Below are 21,717 nucleotides of genomic sequence, written 5' to 3'. Positions count from 1 at the left end.
CTCGCGATGACGGCAGATCAGGCGAAACGAATCTGTCAGTCGATCGGGGTGCTGACAAACACCTCAAGCCCCTCGGCATACTTCGTGTACGCTGCGATGTGGGGAAACTGCGCCGCATCCACCTGATCCGGCACCACCAGATTGGTGAAGCTCCAGGCCACCGCCAGTGTGATGCCGTCCTGTTCAATCGAACCGTCAGTGTTCAGCGGGTGCTTTTCCAACTCTCGTTCCAGTGCCGAATAGGCCGCTGTCAATTGCCCTTCGACCCGCTCCACCCACGGCTCATATTGAATGTCCGCAGGTCGCAGGTTACGTTCGTAATAAAGCTGTACGGATTTTTCGCTGGCAGCCAAGGCCAGGCCGATCAGGCGCAGCGAGCGCAGACGGCGGGTCGGTTCGCCGGGCATCAAACTGTTGGCGGGACCGGCCAACGTTTCCAGGTAATCGATGATCAACGTGGAATCCATCAACACTTCGCCATCGTCCAGCACCAGCGTCGGCGCTTTGACTACCGGATTGATCTGCTGGAATCGCTCAAAGTGGCGGAACACCGAAACCGAATCATGCTTCAACGCAATACCGAGACGTTTGGCAGAGATAGCGACGCGCCGCACGTAGGGTGAATCCAGCATGCCGATCAGTTTCATGGTCCTTTCCTTTATATGGCCATTTCGGGAGGGACAACCTTAGCTGAGGATGCGGGAGGTGCAAATCCAGCCGTTTGTCCTCTATATACAGCCGCTCGGTTGAATTTCTTGCTATAAACGCACTCCGATTAACGCCAAAAAGCCTGCCGCAGAGCAATTTCAGGTCTTTGTCGGACAAATTCACTGTCTTTTCGGTTGCTGATGCCTCAAGTCGGCCGTAGACTGCCGCCCCTCGTAAATTGAGTGCCGGGTGGCGCTTTGAACAAACGGCGCCTTTGCGCTGGCCTGACCCGGTCTGCCGGAACGCTCCCTTATTCGCCTTAATGCACGTTTTTTTATAGAGATATCAATGACAAAGGACAAGTTGCTGGCCATGCCGGCGGATGACTACATGAATGCCGAGCAACATGCTTTTTTCTCTGAGCTGTTGCAGAACATGAAAGTCGAAACCCATGAGCGCATCGAACAGAACCGCATCGCCATCGAGAGCCTGGATACTCCGGCCGATCCGGCTGACGCGGCCTCCGTTGAAGAAGAGCGCACCTGGCTGGTGAACGCGATCGATCGTGATCAGCGCATGCTGCCTCAGTTGGAACAAGCGCTGGAACGCATCAAGGAAGACAGTTTCGGCTGGTGCGATGACAGCGGTGAGGCGATTGGCCTGAAACGCTTGCTGATCAGCCCGACCACCAAGTACTGCATCGAAGCTCAAGAACGTCACGAGCAGATCGACAAGCACCAGCGTCAGGCTTGATTCTACGGGCAGTCAATGCAAAGTTGACTGCCTGAAAAAGATCGCAGCCTTCGGCAGCGCTACCAGATTGTGGTAGACGCTGGCGAAGGCTGCGATCTTTGCGTTCTGCTGTCTTTGATTCCCCGAGCTGGTGATCATCACCTCGGCATTGCTGACGATCTGTGCCGCCGCCGCGAGCTGCGATTGCAGTTTGTCCGCCAACTGCCGGACCGAGAAAGCCACTCCATCGGCCAGATTGCAGCGTGTTTCGAGGCGCAAGCCGGAGAATCCACGGCCTTAGAATCGGTAGGGGATTGTTACGGGGTAAGCAACAAAGCTGTGCAGCGTGATCGCTGTTTCCTCGCCGGGAAACTAATTAACATACCTACTAGTTAGGCTGCTAATTAAGTTGAGAGGTCAGCATGCAAAGCAAAGTTGATGTCGCGGTCATGATCGGCAGCGGTGTGCCCGCCACGCTGCGTGCATTGGGGCGCAGTGTTTGCTGGATCGTGTTGCTCAACGGCGAACGCTGCGGCACAGCATTCTCCAGCCGCACTGAAGCTGAGGAATGCAAGGCTGCCTGGCTGGCGCAATTGAAAACTGAAGCACCTGACAGCCTGCATTGAGTTCGCTATTTGTGGGACTGGTGCATGCGCAGGTTCAATTCATCAACCACCCCTGCCCAATCAGCGTCTGCACGCAGTTGCTCTTTCAGGAAGGCAGACTGTTGCGGGGTCCAGAACTCGGCATCGATGAGTTTTTTGTCGTCGGGCAGAGGGGAGTGGCTGGCAATGAAATCGTCGATAGCTTTCGCACCGGAATCCAGGCCGAGCTGGTCGAACAAGCCTTTCAATTCGTGGGTCGGTGATTCCATTTTCATCTCCTTGCAGGTCATCAGTCGCGTCGGGATATGAAGGGGCGGCTTCATTGCATCTGAGGAAACCGCGCTTCAGGAGTTCGATTGCGATGTTCAAACGCAGCAGTGAGCATAGACCGCAAACGCGGCCTCAGGCTTTCAATGCTCCGGCATCTACGGCCGCTTTCAATTCCTTGGCCGATTCCTGGGCGGCGATGGCGGCCACGTCCGAGGACTTGAACCAGCGATCTTTCTCGACCTGATGAAAGGTCACGGTTTTCAGTGGTGGTTTGGCGCGCATGACTATGACCGCCTGGAACTCGCCGTCGATTTCTCTGGCTTCGCCCCGGATAAAAAACTCGCCGATATCAAATTCCGTCACGTAACAGCCTTCCCTTGAAAATATATTGTTGTCTTCAACGCGGCCCGGCCTGTTGGGCCGCGTTTCATTGGGCGGGCAGTATGGCAGTAGTTGCCTGTCGACGGTTGTTAAGTCGTCGGCCAGACGAAAACAGGCGTCGGCACTTTTGACGGGAATGGGGCATTAACGTGATTCAAGAAAGCGGGCGAGGGCGCAGGCTTCGTTATGGCTCGCTCGGAAACCTCTGACGCAGCCCGTGGAAATTTCCTTGATGTGGAAGAAGGCTTTACCCGCCAAAACCACCCGAAAACGGGGCTGGATCGGTTGTTCAAACGCTGGCTGATGGAGGGAAAACAGTACGGAATGCAGCGTCGAGGGGGTGCCAGTGGAGGGTGCCACGGTGTGGGTGAAGTGTGTCAGCGTGCACATATGAAGTCCTTTTCATGGGTTTACCGACGTATGTACGTCGTTATGGGTAGTCTGGAAGAGCATCGCTGCTCTAGAATCCCCCTCACTGGTGGGTGGATGATGTTTATCTAAAGCAATTTTTCGCGTGCGATATGTAGGAAAATTGCTTTTCTTGATCGGTTTTTTCCCTGAAGTTGATAGTCCATAATTTTCTGGCTGTTGGAAGGGCGTTTTCCTTCAACCTATGACGAACGTCACGCAGGACGATTCCAGTGTCGTTCCAGTATTCTTCTGACGCTTCGTGATGAATGAGTGCACTGCTCATTCAGGACTTCAACCCGGGTTATCTGGTTTACCTTCGGCATTGCCGCTATTTTTGGCCGTGCGCTTTTCCTGCGTGCGGCATTCTTTTCAAATGTGGGGATGTTTCCTTGGCAGTAAGTAATCTCGATATGCATGCTTTGTTCGTGTTGGGTGATTTGCGCGCAAAGCTGGTCAAGCTGTTTCAGTCACGTTTCGTTTACATCACCGAACAGAACGCTGAAGGCATTTACATTGCCGAACTCGACACCGAATCAGCCCTGGTGGTGGACGACAAACCTGGACTCAAACTCAAGGTCGGCGACCATTTCAGCGCGTCCGTATTGCCCAGCCGTGAAGGCGGCAAGCTGGACATCAAGTTCCGCGACATCAAACTGACGGTCTACGGCCTGGGCGATTACGCCTTCGTCACGACGGCCGACGGACAGGCCATTCTGTTCAAGGAAGGGCACAGCGTGGTGACGATATTTGCCGCCCACGAGCAATTGCAGGAAGGCCTGACCAAAACCCTGAAAGCGGTGACGGCCAAGGCAGCCAAATGGCGCAAGGGCGAGCTGGTGACGTTCAAGGCCAGCGAGTAATGACCCTGAACCGCGCCGACTTCCACGAGCAGAACTCGACCAGTGCCCAAGCCCAGGCGCAGCAATTGTTTGAACAGAAGGCTGTTCTGCAGGGCGCGTGGCTGAATTGGGTGGCGTCACAGCTTTACAAGTTGCAGCCGGCGGAATACGCCAGCATGGTCAGAAGAGAGCTGGCCCGGTTGCAGGAAACTTCCGAAAATTGATCCATGCCCCTCGAAAGCAGGAACCTCTACTACAGTCAGATGACTGAATATTCAGAGGCTTCGCGGTCTTCTGCCAGGCCATCCTGCTATTGCTGTGAACAGCACGAGGTGCAAAAGCATGAACGGATTTCGACGGTTGCTGACCGCGGTCGCCGCCACTTTCGGGTTGTTGGCGGCTCCCGTCCAGGTGTTCGCCGCCCAGGCGCCGATTCACTTCGCCGACCTGAACTGGGAAAGCGGCAGCCTGATTACCGATGTCTTGCGCATCATCGTCGAGAAGGGCTACGGCCTGCCCACAGACACCTTGCCGGGCACCACCATTACCCTGGAAACCGCGCTGGCGAACAATGACATTCAGGTCATCGGCGAAGAGTGGGCCGGTCGCAGTCCGGTCTGGGTCAAGGCGGAGGCCGAAGGTAAAGTCGTGAGTCTTGGCGACACGGTCAAGGGCGCTACCGAAGGCTGGTGGGTGCCGGAGTATGTGATCAAGGGTGACCCGGCCAAGGGCATCAAGCCAATGGCGCCGGACCTGCGCAGTGTCAGCGACCTGCCGCGCTACAAGGACGTGTTCAAAGACCCGGAGGCGCCTAACAAAGGACGCTTCCTCAACAGCCCCATCGGCTGGACTTCGGAAGTGGTCAACAAGCAGAAGCTCAAGGCCTACAAGCTGGACGACAGCTACGTGAACTTCCGCAGTGGTTCCGGCGCGGCGCTGGACGCTGAGATCACTTCGTCAATCCGCCGTGGGAAACCGGTGTTGTTCTACTATTGGTCACCCACACCGTTGCTCGGTCGTTTCAAGCTGATCCAGCTGGAAGAACCACCGTTCGACGCCGAAGCCTGGAAGACCCTGACCGACGCCGACAATCCCAATCCCCTGCCGACCCGTTCGCTGGCCTCGAAGTTGTCCATCGGCGTGTCCACGCCATTCCAGAAGCAGTATCCGCAGATTGTCGAGTTCTTCAGCAAAGTCGATTTTCCAATTGATCCGTTGAACAAGGCGCTGGCCGAGATGAGTGAAAAACACACACCACCGCGTCAGGCTGCGGAAGCATTCATGAACAAATATCCGGAGGTCTGGCAAGCGTGGCTGCCCAAGGATGTGGCGGACAAGGTCGCGGCCGGGATGAAGTGATTCAGCGTCCGGATGTGGGGGCGGTGACATCGCACAACCAATGGTCAGCCCAAACGACGTCACCGCCAATCGGTCGTGCGCTTCACCAAATGCCGACTAGGATGTTTGTTCAGACCCTTTTCAAGGAAGCCTGAAAATGACCTTGGTATTGGCACAATGGCTGGTGACGACGTTTGCCACGATCAGCCTGATGCATGTGTATTGGGCGATGGGTGGCGAGTGGGCGGCAGTGGCTGCGGTGCCGCAAGTACCGGTGGAGGGCGGGATGCGCTTACGGCCGGCCTTTAAGCCGCGAGGCTGGATCACGCTGGGTGTCGCGGCGTGTCTGCTGTTGATTGCCATTGTCGTGTGTTTGCGCGTTGGCTGGTGGTTGCCGCAGGTACAGCACCCGGCACTGCAATGGTTGATCAGTGCGATTGCGGTGATGCTGTTCGCCAGGGCCATCGGTGATTCGGAGCTGGTGGGTTTTTTCAAAGAGATCAAGGGCTCGAAGTTTGCCCAGCTCGATAGCTGGGTTTACTCGCCGCTGTGTGTGGTGCTGGGCGCGGGGTTGCTGGCGGTGGCCTGGTGCTGACTGTTTAGTGGCCGGGCAGGCCGCATCGCGGCAACACAAATCCTCAACTAGCCGCCGCTTTCCGTTCGCCGACTGCTCACTTCGGCCGGCACATCATCCCCGGCCATGCGTTTGCGGAACAACGCCGCCCGCGCCAGCAACAACGTGGTTACCGGCACGGTGACCGACAACAGGATCGGGATCAGCCAGGCGTGCAACACCGGCCCGGACTTGAGCGCCGAAAAATAAATGATCGACGCCAATGCCACGCACCAGGCGCCCAATGTCGAAGCCAGCGCCGGTGGGTGCATGCGCTGGAAGTAGTCCTTCATGCGCAACAGACCGATGGCGCCGATCAGCGCGAAGAGACCGCTTAAGACCAGCAGGATCGCCACCGGGATTTCTACCCACAACGACAGTTCCATGTTCATTCGATGACCTCGCCACGCAGCAGGAATTTCGCCAGAGCAAACGAGCCAACGAAGCCGAACAGCGCAATCAGCAGCGCCGCCTCGAAGTACGTGTCGCTGGCATAACGAATGCCCAGCGCCAGCATCATCAGCATCGCGACGATGTACAGATAATCCAGCGCGAGTACCCGGTCCTGGGCCGACGGCCCCTTGAACAACCGGACCAGGGTCAGGATCATCGCCAGAGAAAGCAGGAACAGGCTCAGCAGGATCGCGTTCGACAGTAATGGGCTCATTCGAAGATCTCCATCAACGGACGTTCGTAGGTCGTCTTGAAGTGCTGGATGAACCGCGCCTCGTCGTCCAGATCGAACACGTGCAAGAGCAGGACGCTGCGGTCCAGCGCCAGCTCAGACCAGACCGTGCCCGGGACCACGGTGGTGATCATCGACAATGCCGCGAGGCCGTTGGCGTCGCGCAGGTCCAGCGGCACTTTGATGAAGCGGGAGCGGGGCGGACGGCGGCCCGCGTTAAGCACGCCCCAGGCCACCGCGAAATTGGATACCAGTACGTCACGACCGACGATCAGGATTAAATGCAGGATGACGCCGGGGCGGCGAATGCGTACCGGCAAGGGGCGCAATCTGCGCATCATCAGCGGTGCGCAGTAAGCCAGCACTCCACCCAGCAGCAGATTGCCGGGTGTCATCGACAGATTCAGCAGCAACCACAACAACCACAATGCCAGCGATAACCACGGCGCAGGAAACAGACGCTTCACGGTTGCACCTCCTGCGCGCCAGCCTTGTCTTGCGGGTTCGGCACGACACGGGTTTCGAGCACCGCCGTGACGTACTGCTGCGGGTTGTTCAAGGCGTCGGCGGCAGCCTGGGTGTAGCGCAACAGCGGTTCGGCCTTGAAAGTCAGCAGGATGCTCAAGCCCAGCAGGGCGAAGATGGGAATGCACTCGAGGCGTCGCAACACGGGCGATGGTCGCTCTGCTGGCGTCCAGAAGCGCTGGATGCCCTGGCGCGAGAAGGTGACGAGCGAGGCCAGCCCCGACAGGATCAACAGCACCAGCAGTCCCCAGGCGGCGGTCGAGATCACCCCGATATGGCCCAGGCCTTGTGGATTAAGCAGGGCGTTGAGCAGGCCGAGTTTGCCGATAAACCCCGAGAGCGGCGGCATGCCGATGATCAGCAAGGCGCAGGCGATGAAGCTCAAGCCGAGAAAGGCCATGGTCCAGGGAATCACCTGGCCGACCACGGCTTTCTGCTCGTCATCAAGGTTGATGCCTTTGGGCGGATGCAGGGATTCCAGAGGACGCGGCAGCAGTTCCGTTTCGTCTTCCAGCAGCAGTTCATTGGCCGACCGCGAGCGCTCGATCAGTTCGGCCAGCATGAACAAGGCGCTCAACGCCAGCGTCGAGCTGACCAGGTAGAACAGCGCCGATCCTACGAGGTTCGGTTGGGCGAAACCGATGGCCGACAACAGAATCCCCGCCGATACCAGAATGCTCAAGCTGGCCATGCGCTCCAGGCGTTGGGTGGCGAGTGTCGCGATGGCCGCACAGACGATGGTCGCCATGCCGCCGTAAATCAACCAGTCGCCGCCATAAAACGCCGACGCGCCGGCCTGGGCGGAGAACAACAGCGTCCACAAACGCAGCAAGGTGTAGACGCCCACCTTGGTCATGATCGCGAACATCGCCGCGACTGGCGCGCTCGCTGAGGAGTAGGCCGGTACCAGCCAGAAATTCAGCGGCCACATCCCGGCCTTGGCCAGGAATGCCACCGCCAGAATCCCCGCGCCGGCATGCAAAAGCCCGCGATCGGCTTGCGCCACCAACGGGATTTTCTGCGCCAGATCGGCCATGTTCAGCGTGCCGGTGACGCCGTAGATCAGCGCCGCGCCAATCAGGAACAGCGACGAGGCCAACAGGTTGATCGTGATGTAATGCAACCCCGACGACACCCGTGCCCGGCCCGAGCCGTGCAGCATCAGGCCGTAGGACGCGGCCAGCAGGACTTCAAAAAACACGAACAGGTTGAACAGGTCCGCTGTGAGGAAGGCCCCGTACAAGCCCATCAGCTGGATCTGGAACAGCGCGTGGAAACTCGAACCGGCACTGTCCCAGCGTGCCATGGCGAACAGCAGCGCGCTGACACCAATGATGCCGGTCAGCACCAACATCAATGCCGACAGGCGATCAACCACCAACACCAGGCCAAAGGGCACCTGCCAGTTACTCGGCAGGTAAACGCCAATGGACCCCGGCACGTCTGTGGTTTGCGTCCACTGCAGCAGCGCCACGGCAATGCCCAGCCCGATCAGGCTGGAGAGCAGGTTGATTTTGGCCTTCAGCGGTCGGTGCTTTTCGCCGAGCATCAGCATGATCGCGGCCGTCAGCAGGGGCAGCAGGATCGGTGCGACGATCAGGTGGTTCATCGCCATCATTCCTTAGGCTCCCGGCCATCCACATGGTCGGTGCCGGTCAGGCCACGGGATGCCAGCAGCACCACCAGGAACAGCGCGGTCATGGCGAAGCTGATGACGATGGCGGTCAGCACCAGCGCTTGCGGCAACGGGTCGGTGTAGTGCAACAGGTCCTGGGGCACGCCGTCCTTGATGATCGGCTCTTTGCCGATGAACAGGCTGCCCATGCTGAAGATGAACAGATTGACGCCATACGACAGCAGGCACAGGCCCATGACCACCTGGAATGTCCGTGGCCGCAGGATCAGCCAGACGCCGGAGGCGGCCAGTACGCCGATGGCGATTGCGATGACTTCTTCCATCAGGCGGCTCCCTTGGCGGCAACGGATTTAGGCTGGGCAGCGGTTTTGTGTCCACGGACCGATTGGTGGGCAAGGGCGGTGAGGATCAACAGGGTCGAGCCGACCACCACGCCGTACACGCCGATGTCGAAGAACAACGCGCTGGCGAGATGAATGTCACCCAGCAGCGGCAGATCGAAATGCCAGGTATGAGTGGTCAGGAACGGATAGCCGACGACCATCGCCCCCAGGCCTGTGGCCGTGGCAATCAACAGTCCCGTGCCCATCCAGCGCAGCGGGCGCAGGCTCATTTGCGCTTCGACCCACTGCGTACCGGCGACCATGTATTGCAGGATGAATGCGACCGACATCACCAGCCCGGCGACAAAACCGCCACCTGGCTGATTGTGTCCGCGCATGAACAGGTAGAACGACACCACCAGTGCAACCGGCAACAGCAGGCGCGCCAGCACCGCAGGCACCATCATGAAGCCGAGCGCGGTGTCGCTGGCGTGGCGCGGGTTGACCAGGTCGGTGACCACGTCCGGGGCGAGCAAGCGTTGTTGGGCCGGTAACTGGAGGCTTTCTTTCGGTGGGCGGAAGCGACGCAGCAGGGCGAACACGGTCAGGGCCACGGCGACCAGTACGGTGATTTCGCCGAGGGTGTCGAAACCACGGAAATCCACCAGCATCACGTTGACCACGTTGCTGCCGCCACCCTCGGGGAGGGCGCGACTCAAGTAGAACGAAGAAATATCGTTGGGCGTCTGGCGCGTCAGCATTGCATAGGACAGCAGTGCCATGCCCACGCCGACGGCCGTCGACAGCAGCAAGTCGCGGATGCGCCGCACCCGGGCGCGACGCAGGCTGCCGGGCAGCGGCGAAACTTCTTCAATTCGTCGCGGCAACCAGCGCAAGCCCAGCAGGATCAACACGGTGGTCACCACTTCGACCGCCAGTTGCGTCAGCGCCAGGTCCGGCGCCGAGAACCACACGAAGGTGACGCAGGTCATCAGGCCGCAGACGCTGACCATGGTCAGGGCCGCAAGCCGGTGATACTTGGCCTGGTACGCTGCGCCCAGCGCACAGACGATTGCCAGCAACCACAGCGTGACGAAGACGATCGAACCCGGGATTTTCGGTCGGTCGCCCCAAACCAGGCTGCTGTGCAGCATCGGGATGAGCCCGGCCAGCACCGCCGCAAGCACGACCAAAAACAACTGGGCCTGCAGGCGATGGGTGCCCAGGTGCCGCTCCAGGCGACGGGCCAGACGCATCATCACCACAAGGCTGCGTTCGAACAGACGCTTGCCGTCCAGGCGGCCTATCAGTGGCGGACCGTTGAAGCGGCCGCGCTTGAGCTGATTGCTCAGTAGCAGATAAAGCAGGGTGCCGCAGCCCAGCGCGATCAGACTCATGATCATCGGAGCGTTCAATCCGTGCCAGATGGCCAGGCTGTACTCCGGCAGCGTACCGCCGACCACCGGTTGCGCGGCGGCAGCGAGCAACGGACCGACCACTTGTGCCGGAAAAATCCCGACGATCAGGCACGTCAACACCAGCAGCTCAACCGGTGCACGCATCCAGCGCGGTGGTTCGTGGGGTGTGTGTGGCAGGTCGGTCGCGGTCGGGCCGTAGAAAACGTCCACGGTGAAGCGCAGGGAGTAGGCCACGCTGAAGGTGCCGGCGATGGTCGCCACAATCGGCAAGCTCAATTCGACCCAGCGGGTGGCGTTGATGAACACGGTTTCGGCGAAGAACATTTCTTTCGACAGGAAGCCGTTGAGCAAGGGCACCCCGGCCATCGAGGCGCTGGCGACCATGGCCAGGGTCGCGGTAAACGGCATCAGCTTGTACAGGCCACTGAGCCTGCGAATGTCACGTGTACCGCTTTCATGGTCGATGATGCCGGCCGCCATGAACAGCGAGGCTTTGAAGGTGGCGTGGTTGAGGATGTGGAACACCGCCGCGACGGCGGCCAGTGGGCTGTTCAGGCCAAGCAGCAGGGTAATCAGGCCTAGGTGGCTGATGGTCGAGTACGCGAGCAGACCCTTGAGGTCGTTCTGGAACATCGCGCAATACGCGCCGAGCAACAGCGTACAGGCACCGGCGCCGCTGACGATGTAGAACCATTCTTCACTGCCCGAAAGCGACGGCCATAGCCGCGCGAGTAGAAACACCCCGGCCTTGACCATGGTCGCCGAGTGCAGATACGCCGAGACGGGCGTCGGCGCGGCCATCGCGTGGGGCAGCCAGAAGTGGAAGGGGAATTGCGCACTTTTGCTCAAGGCGCCGATCAGGATCAGGGGTAGCAGAATGGGGTAGAGGGCATGGGCACGAATCAGGTCGCCGGCGGCCAGGACCTTGTCCAGGTCATAGCTGCCGACCACATGGCCGAGGATCATGACCCCCGCCAGCAAGCATAAACCGCCCGCGCCGGTGACCATCAGTGCCATGTAGGCACCGCGACGTGCATCAGCGCGATGGTGCCAATAGCCGATCAACAGGAACGAGAAGAGGCTGGTCAGCTCCCAGAAAAACACGATCTGGATCAGGTTGCCGGAGATCACCAGCCCGAGCATGGCGCCCATGAAGGCGAGGAAAAACGCAAAGAAGCGCGGCACCGGATCGTCCGGCGACATGTAGTAGCGGGCGTACAACGACACCAGTGTGCCGATGCCCAGCACCAGCATCGAAAACAGCCAGGCGAAGCCGTCCATGCGCAGGACGAAGTTCAAGCCCAGGCTGGGCAGCCAGAAGAATTCTTCGCGAATCACGCCGCCGTCGGCAATCTGCGGGTACAGGAACGCGACCTGGACGGTACCGATCAAGGCGATCAGACCTGCCAGCAGGGATTCTGCGTTACGCGCATTGTGCGGCAGCACGGCCGCCAAACAGCTGCCGATGAAAGGCAGAAGCAGTAGAACTATCAGGGACATAGGCTTCTAATCTGCGGAAGTTTGTGAAGCATCATACGTGCCAGCTCCCCGATCACCAAACGCCAAGCTGTCGCAGAATCCTACACGGTAGACGGAAAAGCCCTGATTCACATTGTTTCCTGTCCGCCAAAAAAGATCGCAGCCTTCGGCAGCGCCTACAGATGTATGGAACCCTCTGTAGGCGCTGCCGAAGGCTGCGATCTTTTGATCCTGTTAATGACTGCGTTCGCGCTCCAGCGATTCGCCAACGTCTGCAGCGGCCTTACCCTTGGTCTTCAACTCACTGACAATCACCGCCGCGACAATCAACCCGGCCCCGAGCAAGGCGATTGACGGCAGCCGTTCGCCCGCAATGCGCCCGACGATGCCGGCCCACACCGGCTCACCGGCGTAGATCAGCGTTGCGCGGGTCGGCGAAACGCTCTTCTGTGCCCAGTTCATTGCTACCTGGATAGCTGCACTCGCCGCGCCGAGGCCCAGTGCGCTGCATAACAGCAGCCATGAGAAGTCAGGAATCGCCTCGTTGGTCGGCACTACCAACAGGAACGACAGCACCGAAGTGACGGCCAGTTGCACTACGGTCACTCGACGCACATCGACCTGTCCGGCATAGGTGCTGATCAGAATGATCTCTGCGGCAATCGCCACCGCGCTGATCAACGTGGCGATTTCACCGGGGCTGAAGTTGAAAGAAGCCCCGGATGGCCCGGACAGCAGCATCAAACCGGTAAAGGCCAGCATGATGCCGATGCTGGGCATCAGCCCCGGACGTCGCCCCAGCACCAGCCATTGCAGCAGCGGCACGAAGGGCACGTACAGGGCGGTAATGAACGCCGACTGGCTGCTGGGAATACTCTGCAATCCGACGGTCTGCAAACCGTAGCCGAGCATGATCGCCGCGCCAATGAATGACCCTGCCTTGAGTTCGAACCGTGTCAGGTGGCGCAGGTGACGCCAGGAAAACAGGGCGACAATGATCGCTGCGGCGGCAAAGCGCAGGCCGACGAAAAACATCGGACCGCTGACGGTCATCGCATGTTGCACCAGAAGGAAGGTGCCGCCCCAGACCATAGTGATCAGCACCAGCACGCATTCGGCCTTGCTCAGCCTGATGAAACGGGAGGAAGCTTGGGGGGAATTCACCGACGTCATGTTCTTGCACGCTACTTGAGAGGGACGCACAATGCGTCGAATGTTGCGCAGTATACTGCCCAACCCCACCGAGTGAGCAATATAGTGCACAAAGATTCTCCCCCGCGGGCTTCGGTCCTCCAGCACGTCAGCCAGAATGTCCGGCGCCTGCGTCATGCGGCCGATTTGAGCCAAACCGCATTGGCGGAAAAGTCCGGTGTCAGTCGTCGCATGCTGGTGGCGATCGAGGCGGGTGAAAAAAATGTCAGCCTGACCACACTCGACCGCGTGGCCGAAGCCCTCGACGTGGCGTTCAGCGATTTGATCCAGGCACCCGAAGTCCGCGACCACAGCCGCATCAATGAACTGGCCTGGACCGGAACCATCCTCGGCAGTAAAGCGGTGCTGCTGTCCAAGGCCACCGCCAGCCGGGAAGTGGAACAGTGGGAATGGTGCCTGCAACCGGGTGAAATTTACCCGTCGGAACCGGACGCTGACGGCTGGAGCGAGCAGATCTATGTGTTCGAAGGCTGCCTGACCGTCATGCTCGGCGAAGTGGCCAATCATATTGCAGCAGGTGAGTTTTTCATGTTTGCCAGCAACCAGCCGCACTGCTATCGCAACGATGGGGCAGCGGCGGCGCGGTTTGTGCGAAATGTGGTGATCTGAACAGGAAGTGCACGATGAGCCAGAGCTTGAACAATGACGCAGACATCCTGATTGTTGGCGGTGGCCTCAGCGGCACGATGCTGGCGGTGCAGTTGCTGCGTCTGCCGGGAAAACGCCGGGTGTTGGTGATCGAACCCCGTGCCGAGCTCGGGCGGGGCGAGGCTTACAGTGCCGTGGAACTGGGGCATACGCTTAATGGCAACGCGGCGCGGATGAGCGTCGATCCGGACAATGCCGATGACCTCACCCAATGGTTGACGCAATACATCGCCGAGGGCGGCTGGCCGGAGTCGGATCAGCAGCCGGTGCCCATCAGTGAGCTGTTCCCGCCCCGGGGGATTTTCGGTCTGTACGCGCAGCAGCGTCTGCAAGAGGCACGGGCGGTGGGTGCGTTGAACGGCTCGACGGTCGAACACGTTCGGGCCGAAGCAGTCGATTTGCGCACCGATGCCGAGACCGTGCACCTGACCTTGAATGATGGTCGACGCTTGCAGGGCGCCTTTGCGGTGCTGGCCACGGGAATGTTCCCCGCCGCGCGGACGCCGCAAACCGAATCCAGTGGCCTCAACGCCGCCGCACTCGATCCATGGGATGTCGCGACGATGCGACAACTCGACCCGCAGTCGACGGTGTTGATCATCGGTTCGGGCCTGACCATGGTCGATGCCGTGGTTTCGCTGGAGCAGGCCGGTCATCGTGGGCCGATCGAGGTGTTTTCCCGCCATGGCCTGCTGCCCCACGTGCGCCGCCAGCCTCCGGCGTGGGTGGATTTTCTCGCCGAGGACTACAGCATCCGAAGCCCGCGTCAGCTCATGCGCGAACTGCGTCGGCACTGCCGGGACGCCATTGCCCAAGGCATCGACTGGCAGGCGCCGCTGGACACGGTGCGCGCGCATATCGGCCGTCTGTGGCATCAGGCGAGCGACGTGCAGCGGCGACAGTTTGTACGGCATGTGCGGCCATGGTGGGAAAGTCATCACCATCGCTCTCCACCGCTGAGCGCCGAATTGGTCGCGCGCTTATATAAAGAAGGTCGATTGAGTATTCATGCCGCTTCGTTCAAGGGGCTCGAGCCTTCAACCGGCCAGGAGGTGAGCATTCGCCTGCGTCGTCGCGGTGACGTGCAATCCTGTGTCGTTACGGGTGCTGCGCTGATCAACTCCAGCGGCATCGAATACGATTGGCGCCGGGTCGCACGCCCGCTGCCCCGGCAACTGCTGGCCCGCGGGCTGGTTCAGCCGGGGCCGTTGGCGTTGGGGATTGCTGCCGAAGTGGACGGCGCTGTGTTGAACGCCGATGGTGAGGCTGCCAGCCGATTGTTTGCCATGGGCCCGCCGTTACGCGGCATGTGGTGGGAAAGCACTGCGGTGACGGATGTGGCGAGTCAAGCCAAGGCACTGGCCGAGCGGCTTGTTCTCGGCGAAACTCGCTAACCGGGAGGCTCGCTCCTATAGAGGGACAATGGAAATGTCGACAAAAGAAAACGCCATCGCGAGTAATCGCGAGGCCTGGAATGACTCCGCTCGCCATCACAAAGACAGCCCTGACTGGCAGCCCTTGTTGTGCGCAGTGGAGCAGACGGATTTTTCCTGCCTGGATGAGACCCTGACGGAGCTGCTGATACAGGTCGGTGTCGAGGGCAAGGACGTGGTGCAACTGGGCTGCAACAACGGCCGCGAAAGCCTGTCGTTGTTTGCGTTGGGCGCACGCCATGTGGTGGGCGTCGACCAGTCCGGCGCTTTTCTCGAGCAGGCGCGGGAACTGGCAACGCGCTCACCTCATGCGCCGCAATTCATCGAGGCCGACATCCACCATTTGCCCGTTGAACTGCATGCACGCTTCGACGTGGCGCTGATCACCATCGGCGTCTTGAACTGGATGCCGGACATTGGCGAGTTCTTCCACCATGTGGCGCGCACCCTGAAACCGGGTGGTGCGCTGGTGGTGTATGAAACCCACCCGTTCCTGGAAATGCTCGACCCTGAGGCTAGCGATCCTTTTCGCCTGGCCACTTCATACTTTCGCCAAGAGCCTTTCGTGCAGCACGAGCCGATCGTCTACGAAGGCAAGGTCGAACAACCCGCTGCGCCGTCTTATTGGTTCGTCCACACCTTGGGTGACTTGTTCAGCGCGGCCATTGCGGCCGGGTTGCAGATCAAGCACTTCAAGGAATACCCGCACTCCAACCGCGAAGAACGCTATGACCGCTATGAGCGGCAAGAGGCGCAGATGCCGATGTGTTTCACGTGGGTGGTGGTGAAGGGCTGATCATGAATTGGCGTGTTCAACGGAAGAACTCTCCGGGCGTTTCACCAAACTGCTGACGAAAAGCGGCGATAAACGCCGACGTCGAATCGTAGCCGCACGCGAGCGCCACGTCGGTGACTCGCTCACCTTGCTCCAGCGGCGTCAGCGCACCGAGCAAGCGCAAGCGCTGACGCCAGGCGCGGAACGTCAGGCCGGTGTCGCGCTGGAACAGGCGGCTGAGGGTTTTCTCGGTCACGCCGAATTTCTCGCTCCAGTGACTGAGCGTGGTTTGTTGCTCCGGGTGTGATTCCAGGCTTTGGGCGATTTGCCGCAAGCGACTGTCCTGAGGCAGGGGCAGCATCAAATCGATCTGCGGCGCTTCCGCCAACTGGTCAAGAATCACCTGAGCCAACCGGCCGTGCGTCCCGTTCTGATCGTACTCCACCGGAATCTGGCTGAAAGCGCGGATCAACTCGCGCAGCAGGTCGCTGACACCCAGCACATGACACCCCGGTGGCGCCCACGCCGACACGCTGCAATCGATATACAAGCTGCGCATCTCGGTACGTGGCGAGCTGAATACCCGGTGCGGCATGCCCGCCGGAATCCATACCGCACGCTCCGGTGGGGCGACGAAACGCCCGACGCCGGTCTGTATTTCCAGCACACCCTGAATCGCGTAGGACAGCTGCACCCACGGATGACTGTGGCGGCGGGTCAGGGCGCGATTGGGCAGTGATTCGGTGCGACCGTAGAGCGGTCGCGGCAGGCTGGACAGCCCGGGAATACTGCGTCGAACACTCTTGTCATGTCCTTTAGGCGGCATCAGCTGGCTCATCGGCGTTAGTCGGTAATGATCAGGCACGTTAGAGTCGCTTTCACGCACTGGCAACCCCCGGATGATCAAAGCCATGACCCGCCCCCGTTTTTTGCCCGACAACTTCACCCTGACCCTGATCGGCGTGGTGGTTCTCGCCAGCCTGCTGCCTGCCAGCGGTCAGGTGGCGGTCGGGTTTGGCTGGCTGACCAACATTGCCATTGCCCTGCTGTTTTTCCTGCACGGCGCCAAATTGTCCCGTGAATCGATCATTGCCGGTGCCGGGCATTGGCGCCTGCACCTGCTGGTGTTCAGCCTGACCTTTGTGTTGTTCCCGATTTTGGGCCTGGCGCTCAAGCCGCTGCTGTCGCCGCTGATCGGCGACGATTTGTACATGGGCATGCTGTACCTCTGTGCGCTACCAGCCACCGTGCAATCGGCGATTGCCTTTACCTCGCTGGCACGGGGGAATATTCCGGCGGCGATTTGCAGCGCGGCGGCGTCCAGTCTGTTCGGGATTTTCCTTACGCCGTTACTCGTGACGTTGTTGCTGGATGTTCAGGGCAACGGAAGTTCGACCCTTGATGCGATCCTCAAGATCAGCGTGCAGTTGTTGCTGCCGTTCATTGCCGGGCAGATCGCGCGGCGCTGGATCGGCAACTGGGTGGCGCGTAACAAGAGCTGGCTGAAATTCGTCGATCAGGGTTCGATCCTGCTGGTGGTCTACGGCGCATTCAGTGAGGCGGTGATCGAAGGCATCTGGCACCAGATTCCGTTGCTGGACCTGGTCGGGCTGGTGGTGGTCTGCTGCATCGTTCTGGCGCTGGTGTTGCTGGCGTCGACGGTGCTCGGCAAAGCGTTCGGTTTCAACCAGGAAGATCGCATCACCATTCTTTTCTGCGGTTCGAAGAAAAGCCTGGCGACCGGCGTGCCGATGGCACAGGTGTTGTTCGCTGGCAGCACGATTGGCTTGTTGATTTTGCCGCTGATGCTGTTTCACCAGATTCAATTGATGGTGTGTGCAGTGTTGGCGCAGCGCTATGCCAAACGGCCGGAATCGATTCCCGAGCTGATGGCCCAGGTTGATCCCTGATGAATGGGGGCTGGAGCCTGTGCCGCTCCAGTCCCTTTTTTTGGGTTCACCACCCAATCCCAAAAAACCATAGGAGCCGGCTTGCTGGCGATGGGCTCAAGTGCGCTGCGTTGATCCGGTTCACCCGCGTTATCGTTAACGCCCATCGCTGGCAAGCCAGCTCCTACAGTCCGTTTTTTGGGTTCACCACCCAATCCCAAAAAACCATAGGAGCCGGCTTGCTGGCGATGGACTCAAGTGCGCCGCGTTGATCCGATTCACCCGCGTTATTGTTAACGACCATCGCTGGCAAGCCAGCTCCTACAGTCCGTTTTTTGGGTTCACCACGCAATCCCGGAAACCCGTAGGAGCCGGCTTGCTGGCGATGGGCTCAAGTGCGCCGCGTTGATCCGATTCACCCGCGTTATTGTTAACGACCATCGCTGGCAAGCCAGCTCCTACAGTCCGTTTTTTGGGTTCACCACGCAATCCCGGAAACCCGTAGGAGCCGGCTTGCTGGCGATGGGCTCAAGTGCGCCGCGTTGATCCGGATTCACCCGCGTTATTGTTAACGACCATCGCTGGCAAGCCAGCTCCTACAGTCCGTTTTTTGGGTTCACCACGCAATCCCGGAAACCCGTAGGAGCCGGCTTGCTGGCGATGGGCTCAAGTGCGCCGCGTTGATCCGGTTCACTCGCGTTATCGTTAACGACCATCGCTGGCAAGCCAGCTCCTACAGTCCGTTTTTTGGGTTCACCACCCAATCCCAAAAACCCGTAGGAGCCGGCTTGCTGGCGATGGGCTCAAGTGCGCTGCGTTGATCCGGTTCACCCGCGTTATCGTTAACGACCATCGCTGGCAAGCCAGCTCCTACAGTCCGTTTTTTGGGGTTCACCACGTAATCCCGGAAAACCGTAGGAGCCGGCTTGCTGGCGATGGACTCCAGTGCGCTGCGTTGATCCGGTTCACCCGCGTTATCGTTAACGACCATCGCTGGCAAGCCAGCTCCTACAGTCCGTTTTTTGGGTTCACCACGCAATCCCAAAAAACCATAGGAGCCGGCTTGCTGGCGATGGACTCAAGTGCGCTGCGTTTTCCAGTTCACCCGCGTTATCGTTAACGACCATCGCTGGCAAGCCAGCTCCTACAGTCCGTTTTTTTGGGGTTCACCACCCAATCCCAAAAAACCATAGGAGCCGGCTTGCTGGCGATGGGCTCAAGTGCGCTGCGTTGATCCGGTTCACCCGCGTTATCGTTAACGCCCATCGCTGGCAAGCCAGCTCCTACAGTCCGTTTTTTGGGTTCACCACCCAATCCCAAAAAACCATAGGAGCCGGCTTGCTGGCGATGGACTCAAGTGCGCTGCGTTGATCCGGTTCACTCGCGTTATCGTTAACGCCCATCGCTGGCAAGCCAGCTCCTACAGTCCGTTTTTTTGGGGTTCACCACGCAATCCCGGAAACCCGCAGGAGCCGGCTTGCTGGCGATGGACTCAAGTGCGCTGCGTTGATCCGGTTCACTCGCGTTATCGTTAACGACCATCGCTGGCAAGCCAGCTCCTACAGTCCGTTTTTTGGGTTCACCACGCAATCCCGGAAACCCGTAGGAGCCGGCTTGCTGGCGATGGGCTCAAGTGCGCCGCGTTGATCCGGTTCACTCGCGTTATCGTTAACGACCATCGCTGGCAAGCCAGCTCCTACAAGGGAGCGTGGCTACGTTGAAATTACCGTTGGATAGCCGCCAATGGCGGAGTGCGCGGCGGGATCATGCGCTTGTTGCCGGTCGATTCGAACGCCGACGCCAGGTGCAGCAGCGACGAGTCGTCATAGGCGCGACCGGCAAACGTCAGGCCGACCGGCATGCCGATGTCTGGCATCACGCCCATCGGCACGGTGACCGTTGGCACGCCCAAGTGACGGATGGCGAGGTTGCCGTTGGCGACCCAAACCCCGTTGCTCCAGGCGATATCCGCCGACTTCGGATCGACATCCGCATTCGCCGGGCCCACATCGGCGACTGTCGGGAACAGCACCGCGTCGAGGCTCAGACGATCCATCCAGTCTTCCAGATCGATCTTGCGGGTTTTCTCCAGCCCGCGCAGACCGTCCGGCACGGTGGAAATCTGGTCCCACGGCGTGATGCCGCGTTCGGCCATGCGTACGTATTCGTCCATGCCAGCGGCCAGGTCGCCTTCGCGGTTGGGCAGGGTGCCCGGGTCGTGAGGGAAAATCAGCGGGCCGTCGACATCAACGAGGCGATTCAGTTTCGGGTCGCCGTTGGCCTGCAGGAAATCATCGAAGGCCCAGGCCGTCAGGTCCCACAGTTCATGGTGCAGAAATTCTTTGGAGACGATGCCGCGATTGAACACGGTCGGCGCGCCAGGACGATCGCCTTCACAATTGGAGACCAGCGGGAAATCCACTTCGAGCACTTCGGCGCCAGCGGCTTCGAGGGCCTTGCGCGCCTGTTCCCACAGCCCGATCACCGAAGGACGGGTGTGGATGCGTTGGCCGGTCGGCCCACCGATGCCCGGCGACTCGGATGTACCGGCTTCAGGGTCGGCGTTGATGTACATGCGCGGGACGCCGAACTTCTTGCCCTTCAGCGCTTCGCTGTTTGCCGCGAGCGAGGCATAGGATTCCGGACGTACCTCCGACGATTTAGGAATGGGCACCCAAGGCTGCAAGCGCCACAGGTCACCGCGAGTGTCCGGGTCATCGGCCACTACCACGTCGAGCACTTCGAGCAGGTCGGCCATGGTGCGGGCGAATGGCACGACCACGTCCATAGTCGGGGTCAGCGGCCAGTTGCCGCGTACCGAAATCACGCCACGCGATGGCGTGTAGGCGCACAAGCCGTTGTTCGAGGCCGGGCCTCGGCCGCTCGACCAGGTTTCTTCCGCCAGACCGAATGCGGCGAAGCTGGCAGCGGTCGCCGTACCGGCACCGTTCGACGAACCGGAGGCGAAAGGGGCGGTGAGGTAATCAGCGTTGTACGGGCTTTCGGCACGGCCGTAGACACCGCGCTGCATGCCGCCATTGGCCATCGGCGGCATGTTGGTCTTGCCCAGGCAGATTGCGCCGCCGGCGCGCAGGCGCTCGACAGTGAACGCATCGCGATAGGCGACCAGATCTTTGAACGCAGGGCTGCCCGAAGCGGCGGTCAACCCTTTGACCAGATAACTGTCCTTGGCGGTGTAAGGGATGCCATCGAGCGGGCCGAGTGTTTCGCCCTTGGCGCGACGGGCGTCGGCCGCTTGAGCTTCGGCCAGTGCTTCGGGGTTGTGCACCACGACAGCGTTGAGGGCGGTGGGTGTTTGCGGACCGTCATAAGCCTCGATCCGGGCGAGATACGCCTGCACCAATTCAACCGACGTGGTCTGGCCGGATTCGAGCGCGGCGCGCAACTCGGCAATGGAAACTTCGGTAACTTCGATCATGCTGCCACCGCCGATTGCAGGTGGAGGGTCCCAAACACTTCACGTTTCTCGAAATGGACTTTCATATCGTTATTCTCGTTGCACTGTCTGGCGCGACAGGGTCGGGTGTTAAAAATACTGAGCACTATTTAGCATTAAACCGGGAGTAGAGGAATATCTTGTCCAATTTATCTTACAGGCGACAGAAAAAAGCTACTTCACCCATTCCCGAGAACTGTAGGAGCCGGCTTGCTGGCGATGGACTCCAGTGCGCCGCGTTCATTCAGCTTATACGCGTTATCGTTCACGACCATCGCGAGCAGGCTCGCTCCTATGTATGGACTCGCCCCCACTGTCTACCTGCTTTTTAAACACTGCTACCCGGTTGCATCTATGTATAAGGCCTATTCGAGGAAGCCATCTTTGGCTTCTGGCCAAC

General features: G+C 59.9%; 24 protein-coding genes. 10 read left to right on the top strand and 14 right to left on the bottom strand.

Annotation, left to right across the window (positions count from 1 at the left end; translation table 11 throughout):
* Positions 1-35: 35 nt before the first annotated feature.
* Positions 36-647 carry a glutathione S-transferase N-terminal domain-containing protein gene (locus tag CKW19_RS26525; RefSeq protein ID WP_095061272.1) on the bottom strand — a complete coding sequence of 204 codons (612 nt, stop codon included), beginning with the start codon at positions 645-647 and terminating at the stop codon, positions 36-38.
* Positions 648-996: 349 nt separating this feature from the next.
* Here CKW19_RS26525 and CKW19_RS26520 point away from each other — a divergent pair, with 349 nt between their 5' ends.
* A complete protein-coding gene (locus CKW19_RS26520; protein ID WP_007907888.1) occupies positions 997-1,401 on the top strand; it encodes a TraR/DksA family transcriptional regulator in 405 nt (134 codons plus the stop codon).
* A 12-nt stretch (positions 1,402-1,413) separates the two neighbouring features.
* Here CKW19_RS26520 and CKW19_RS29635 read toward each other — a convergent pair whose 3' ends face one another.
* Positions 1,414-1,659 carry a hypothetical protein gene (locus CKW19_RS29635; RefSeq protein ID WP_143498352.1) on the bottom strand — a complete coding sequence of 82 codons (246 nt, stop codon included), beginning with the start codon at positions 1,657-1,659 and terminating at the stop codon, positions 1,414-1,416.
* Between the two features lie 143 nt (positions 1,660-1,802).
* On the opposite strand from CKW19_RS29635, the gene CKW19_RS26515 reads away from it, so the two are divergent.
* The gene (locus CKW19_RS26515) at positions 1,803-2,006 is read left to right on the top strand and encodes a hypothetical protein (protein WP_095061270.1); all 204 of its coding nucleotides are present in this window, start codon (positions 1,803-1,805) and stop codon (positions 2,004-2,006) included.
* A gap of 5 nt (positions 2,007-2,011) precedes the next feature.
* Here CKW19_RS26515 and CKW19_RS26510 read toward each other — a convergent pair whose 3' ends face one another.
* The 3 genes from CKW19_RS26510 to CKW19_RS29275 form a co-directional block, all read right to left on the bottom strand.
* A complete protein-coding gene (locus tag CKW19_RS26510) occupies positions 2,012-2,254 on the bottom strand; it encodes a DUF2789 domain-containing protein (protein WP_095061269.1) in 243 nt (80 codons plus the stop codon).
* A gap of 133 nt (positions 2,255-2,387) precedes the next feature.
* Entirely contained in the window at positions 2,388-2,618 is a 231-nt protein-coding gene (locus CKW19_RS26505) for a hypothetical protein (RefSeq protein ID WP_095061267.1), read from the bottom strand.
* 162 nt (positions 2,619-2,780) lie between these two features.
* Positions 2,781-3,026 carry a hypothetical protein gene (locus tag CKW19_RS29275; RefSeq protein ID WP_095061265.1) on the bottom strand — a complete coding sequence of 82 codons (246 nt, stop codon included), beginning with the start codon at positions 3,024-3,026 and terminating at the stop codon, positions 2,781-2,783.
* A gap of 431 nt (positions 3,027-3,457) precedes the next feature.
* Between CKW19_RS29275 and CKW19_RS26495 the strand changes: the two genes are divergently transcribed.
* The 4 genes from CKW19_RS26495 (at position 3,458) to CKW19_RS26480 (ending at position 5,819) form a co-directional block, all read left to right on the top strand.
* Entirely contained in the window at positions 3,458-3,907 is a 450-nt protein-coding gene (locus tag CKW19_RS26495) for a hypothetical protein (RefSeq protein ID WP_177408855.1), read from the top strand.
* Positions 3,907-4,110: a hypothetical protein gene (locus CKW19_RS26490; protein WP_095061263.1), complete on the top strand. Its 204-nt coding sequence runs from the start codon at positions 3,907-3,909 to the stop codon at positions 4,108-4,110. The genes CKW19_RS26495 and CKW19_RS26490 overlap by 1 nt, the downstream gene beginning before the upstream one ends.
* A 118-nt stretch (positions 4,111-4,228) precedes the next feature.
* Positions 4,229-5,245 (top strand): ABC transporter substrate-binding protein, encoded by a 1,017-nt coding sequence (locus CKW19_RS26485; protein WP_095061261.1) that lies wholly within the window; start codon positions 4,229-4,231, stop codon positions 5,243-5,245.
* Positions 5,246-5,381: 136 nt separating this feature from the next.
* Positions 5,382-5,819, top strand: coding sequence for a DUF3995 domain-containing protein (locus CKW19_RS26480; protein WP_095061259.1), 438 nt, complete (start codon positions 5,382-5,384; stop codon positions 5,817-5,819).
* A 47-nt stretch (positions 5,820-5,866) separates the two neighbouring features.
* Here CKW19_RS26480 and CKW19_RS26475 read toward each other — a convergent pair whose 3' ends face one another.
* The 7 genes from CKW19_RS26475 to CKW19_RS26445 form a co-directional block, all read right to left on the bottom strand.
* Entirely contained in the window at positions 5,867-6,229 is a 363-nt protein-coding gene (locus CKW19_RS26475) for a Na+/H+ antiporter subunit G (protein WP_095061257.1), read from the bottom strand.
* Positions 6,226-6,504, bottom strand: coding sequence for a K+/H+ antiporter subunit F (locus CKW19_RS26470; protein ID WP_095061255.1), 279 nt, complete (start codon positions 6,502-6,504; stop codon positions 6,226-6,228). Before CKW19_RS26470 ends, CKW19_RS26475 begins: the two co-directional genes overlap by 4 nt.
* Complete coding sequence (locus tag CKW19_RS26465; protein ID WP_095061253.1) at positions 6,501-6,989, bottom strand: Na+/H+ antiporter subunit E; 489 nt, start codon at positions 6,987-6,989, stop codon at positions 6,501-6,503. The genes CKW19_RS26470 and CKW19_RS26465 overlap by 4 nt, the downstream gene beginning before the upstream one ends.
* Positions 6,986-8,665, bottom strand: a complete 1,680-nt coding sequence (locus tag CKW19_RS26460; protein ID WP_095061251.1) for a monovalent cation/H+ antiporter subunit D — start codon at positions 8,663-8,665, stop codon at positions 6,986-6,988. The genes CKW19_RS26465 and CKW19_RS26460 overlap by 4 nt, the downstream gene beginning before the upstream one ends.
* The gene (locus tag CKW19_RS26455; protein WP_007986256.1) at positions 8,662-9,006 is read right to left on the bottom strand and encodes a Na+/H+ antiporter subunit C; all 345 of its coding nucleotides are present in this window, start codon (positions 9,004-9,006) and stop codon (positions 8,662-8,664) included. Before CKW19_RS26455 ends, CKW19_RS26460 begins: the two co-directional genes overlap by 4 nt.
* The gene (locus tag CKW19_RS26450) at positions 9,006-11,924 is read right to left on the bottom strand and encodes a monovalent cation/H+ antiporter subunit A (RefSeq protein ID WP_095061249.1); all 2,919 of its coding nucleotides are present in this window, start codon (positions 11,922-11,924) and stop codon (positions 9,006-9,008) included. Before CKW19_RS26450 ends, CKW19_RS26455 begins: the two co-directional genes overlap by 1 nt.
* 213 nt (positions 11,925-12,137) lie before the next feature.
* Entirely contained in the window at positions 12,138-13,166 is a 1,029-nt protein-coding gene (locus CKW19_RS26445) for a DMT family transporter (RefSeq protein WP_095061247.1), read from the bottom strand.
* On the opposite strand from CKW19_RS26445, the gene CKW19_RS26440 reads away from it, so the two are divergent.
* The 3 genes from CKW19_RS26440 to CKW19_RS26430 are packed head-to-tail and all read left to right on the top strand — an operon-like array spanning position 13,161 to position 15,992.
* Positions 13,161-13,724: a helix-turn-helix domain-containing protein gene (locus tag CKW19_RS26440; protein ID WP_095061242.1), complete on the top strand. Its 564-nt coding sequence runs from the start codon at positions 13,161-13,163 to the stop codon at positions 13,722-13,724. The two genes, CKW19_RS26445 and CKW19_RS26440, sit on opposite strands and share 6 nt — an antisense overlap.
* 14 nt (positions 13,725-13,738) lie before the next feature.
* A complete protein-coding gene (locus CKW19_RS26435; protein ID WP_095061240.1) occupies positions 13,739-15,157 on the top strand; it encodes an FAD/NAD(P)-binding protein in 1,419 nt (472 codons plus the stop codon).
* Between the two features lie 28 nt (positions 15,158-15,185).
* Entirely contained in the window at positions 15,186-15,992 is an 807-nt protein-coding gene (locus CKW19_RS26430) for a bifunctional 2-polyprenyl-6-hydroxyphenol methylase/3-demethylubiquinol 3-O-methyltransferase UbiG (RefSeq protein ID WP_095061238.1), read from the top strand.
* Between the two features lie 16 nt (positions 15,993-16,008).
* Here CKW19_RS26430 and CKW19_RS26425 read toward each other — a convergent pair whose 3' ends face one another.
* Positions 16,009-16,797, bottom strand: a complete 789-nt coding sequence (locus CKW19_RS26425) for a helix-turn-helix domain-containing protein (protein WP_095061236.1) — start codon at positions 16,795-16,797, stop codon at positions 16,009-16,011.
* A gap of 85 nt (positions 16,798-16,882) precedes the next feature.
* Between CKW19_RS26425 and CKW19_RS26420 the strand changes: the two genes are divergently transcribed.
* Entirely contained in the window at positions 16,883-17,881 is a 999-nt protein-coding gene (locus CKW19_RS26420; protein WP_095061299.1) for a bile acid:sodium symporter family protein, read from the top strand.
* Positions 17,882-19,583: 1,702 nt separating this feature from the next.
* Here CKW19_RS26420 and CKW19_RS26410 read toward each other — a convergent pair.
* Positions 19,584-21,299: an amidase gene (locus tag CKW19_RS26410; RefSeq protein ID WP_095061232.1), complete on the bottom strand. Its 1,716-nt coding sequence runs from the start codon at positions 21,297-21,299 to the stop codon at positions 19,584-19,586.
* Positions 21,300-21,717: the final 418 nt, after the last annotated feature.

This window comes from Pseudomonas sp. Irchel s3f7 (assembly GCF_900187615.1).
GTDB lineage: Bacteria > Pseudomonadota > Gammaproteobacteria > Pseudomonadales > Pseudomonadaceae > Aquipseudomonas.
This window is presented reverse-complemented; position numbering and strand designations above follow the sequence as displayed.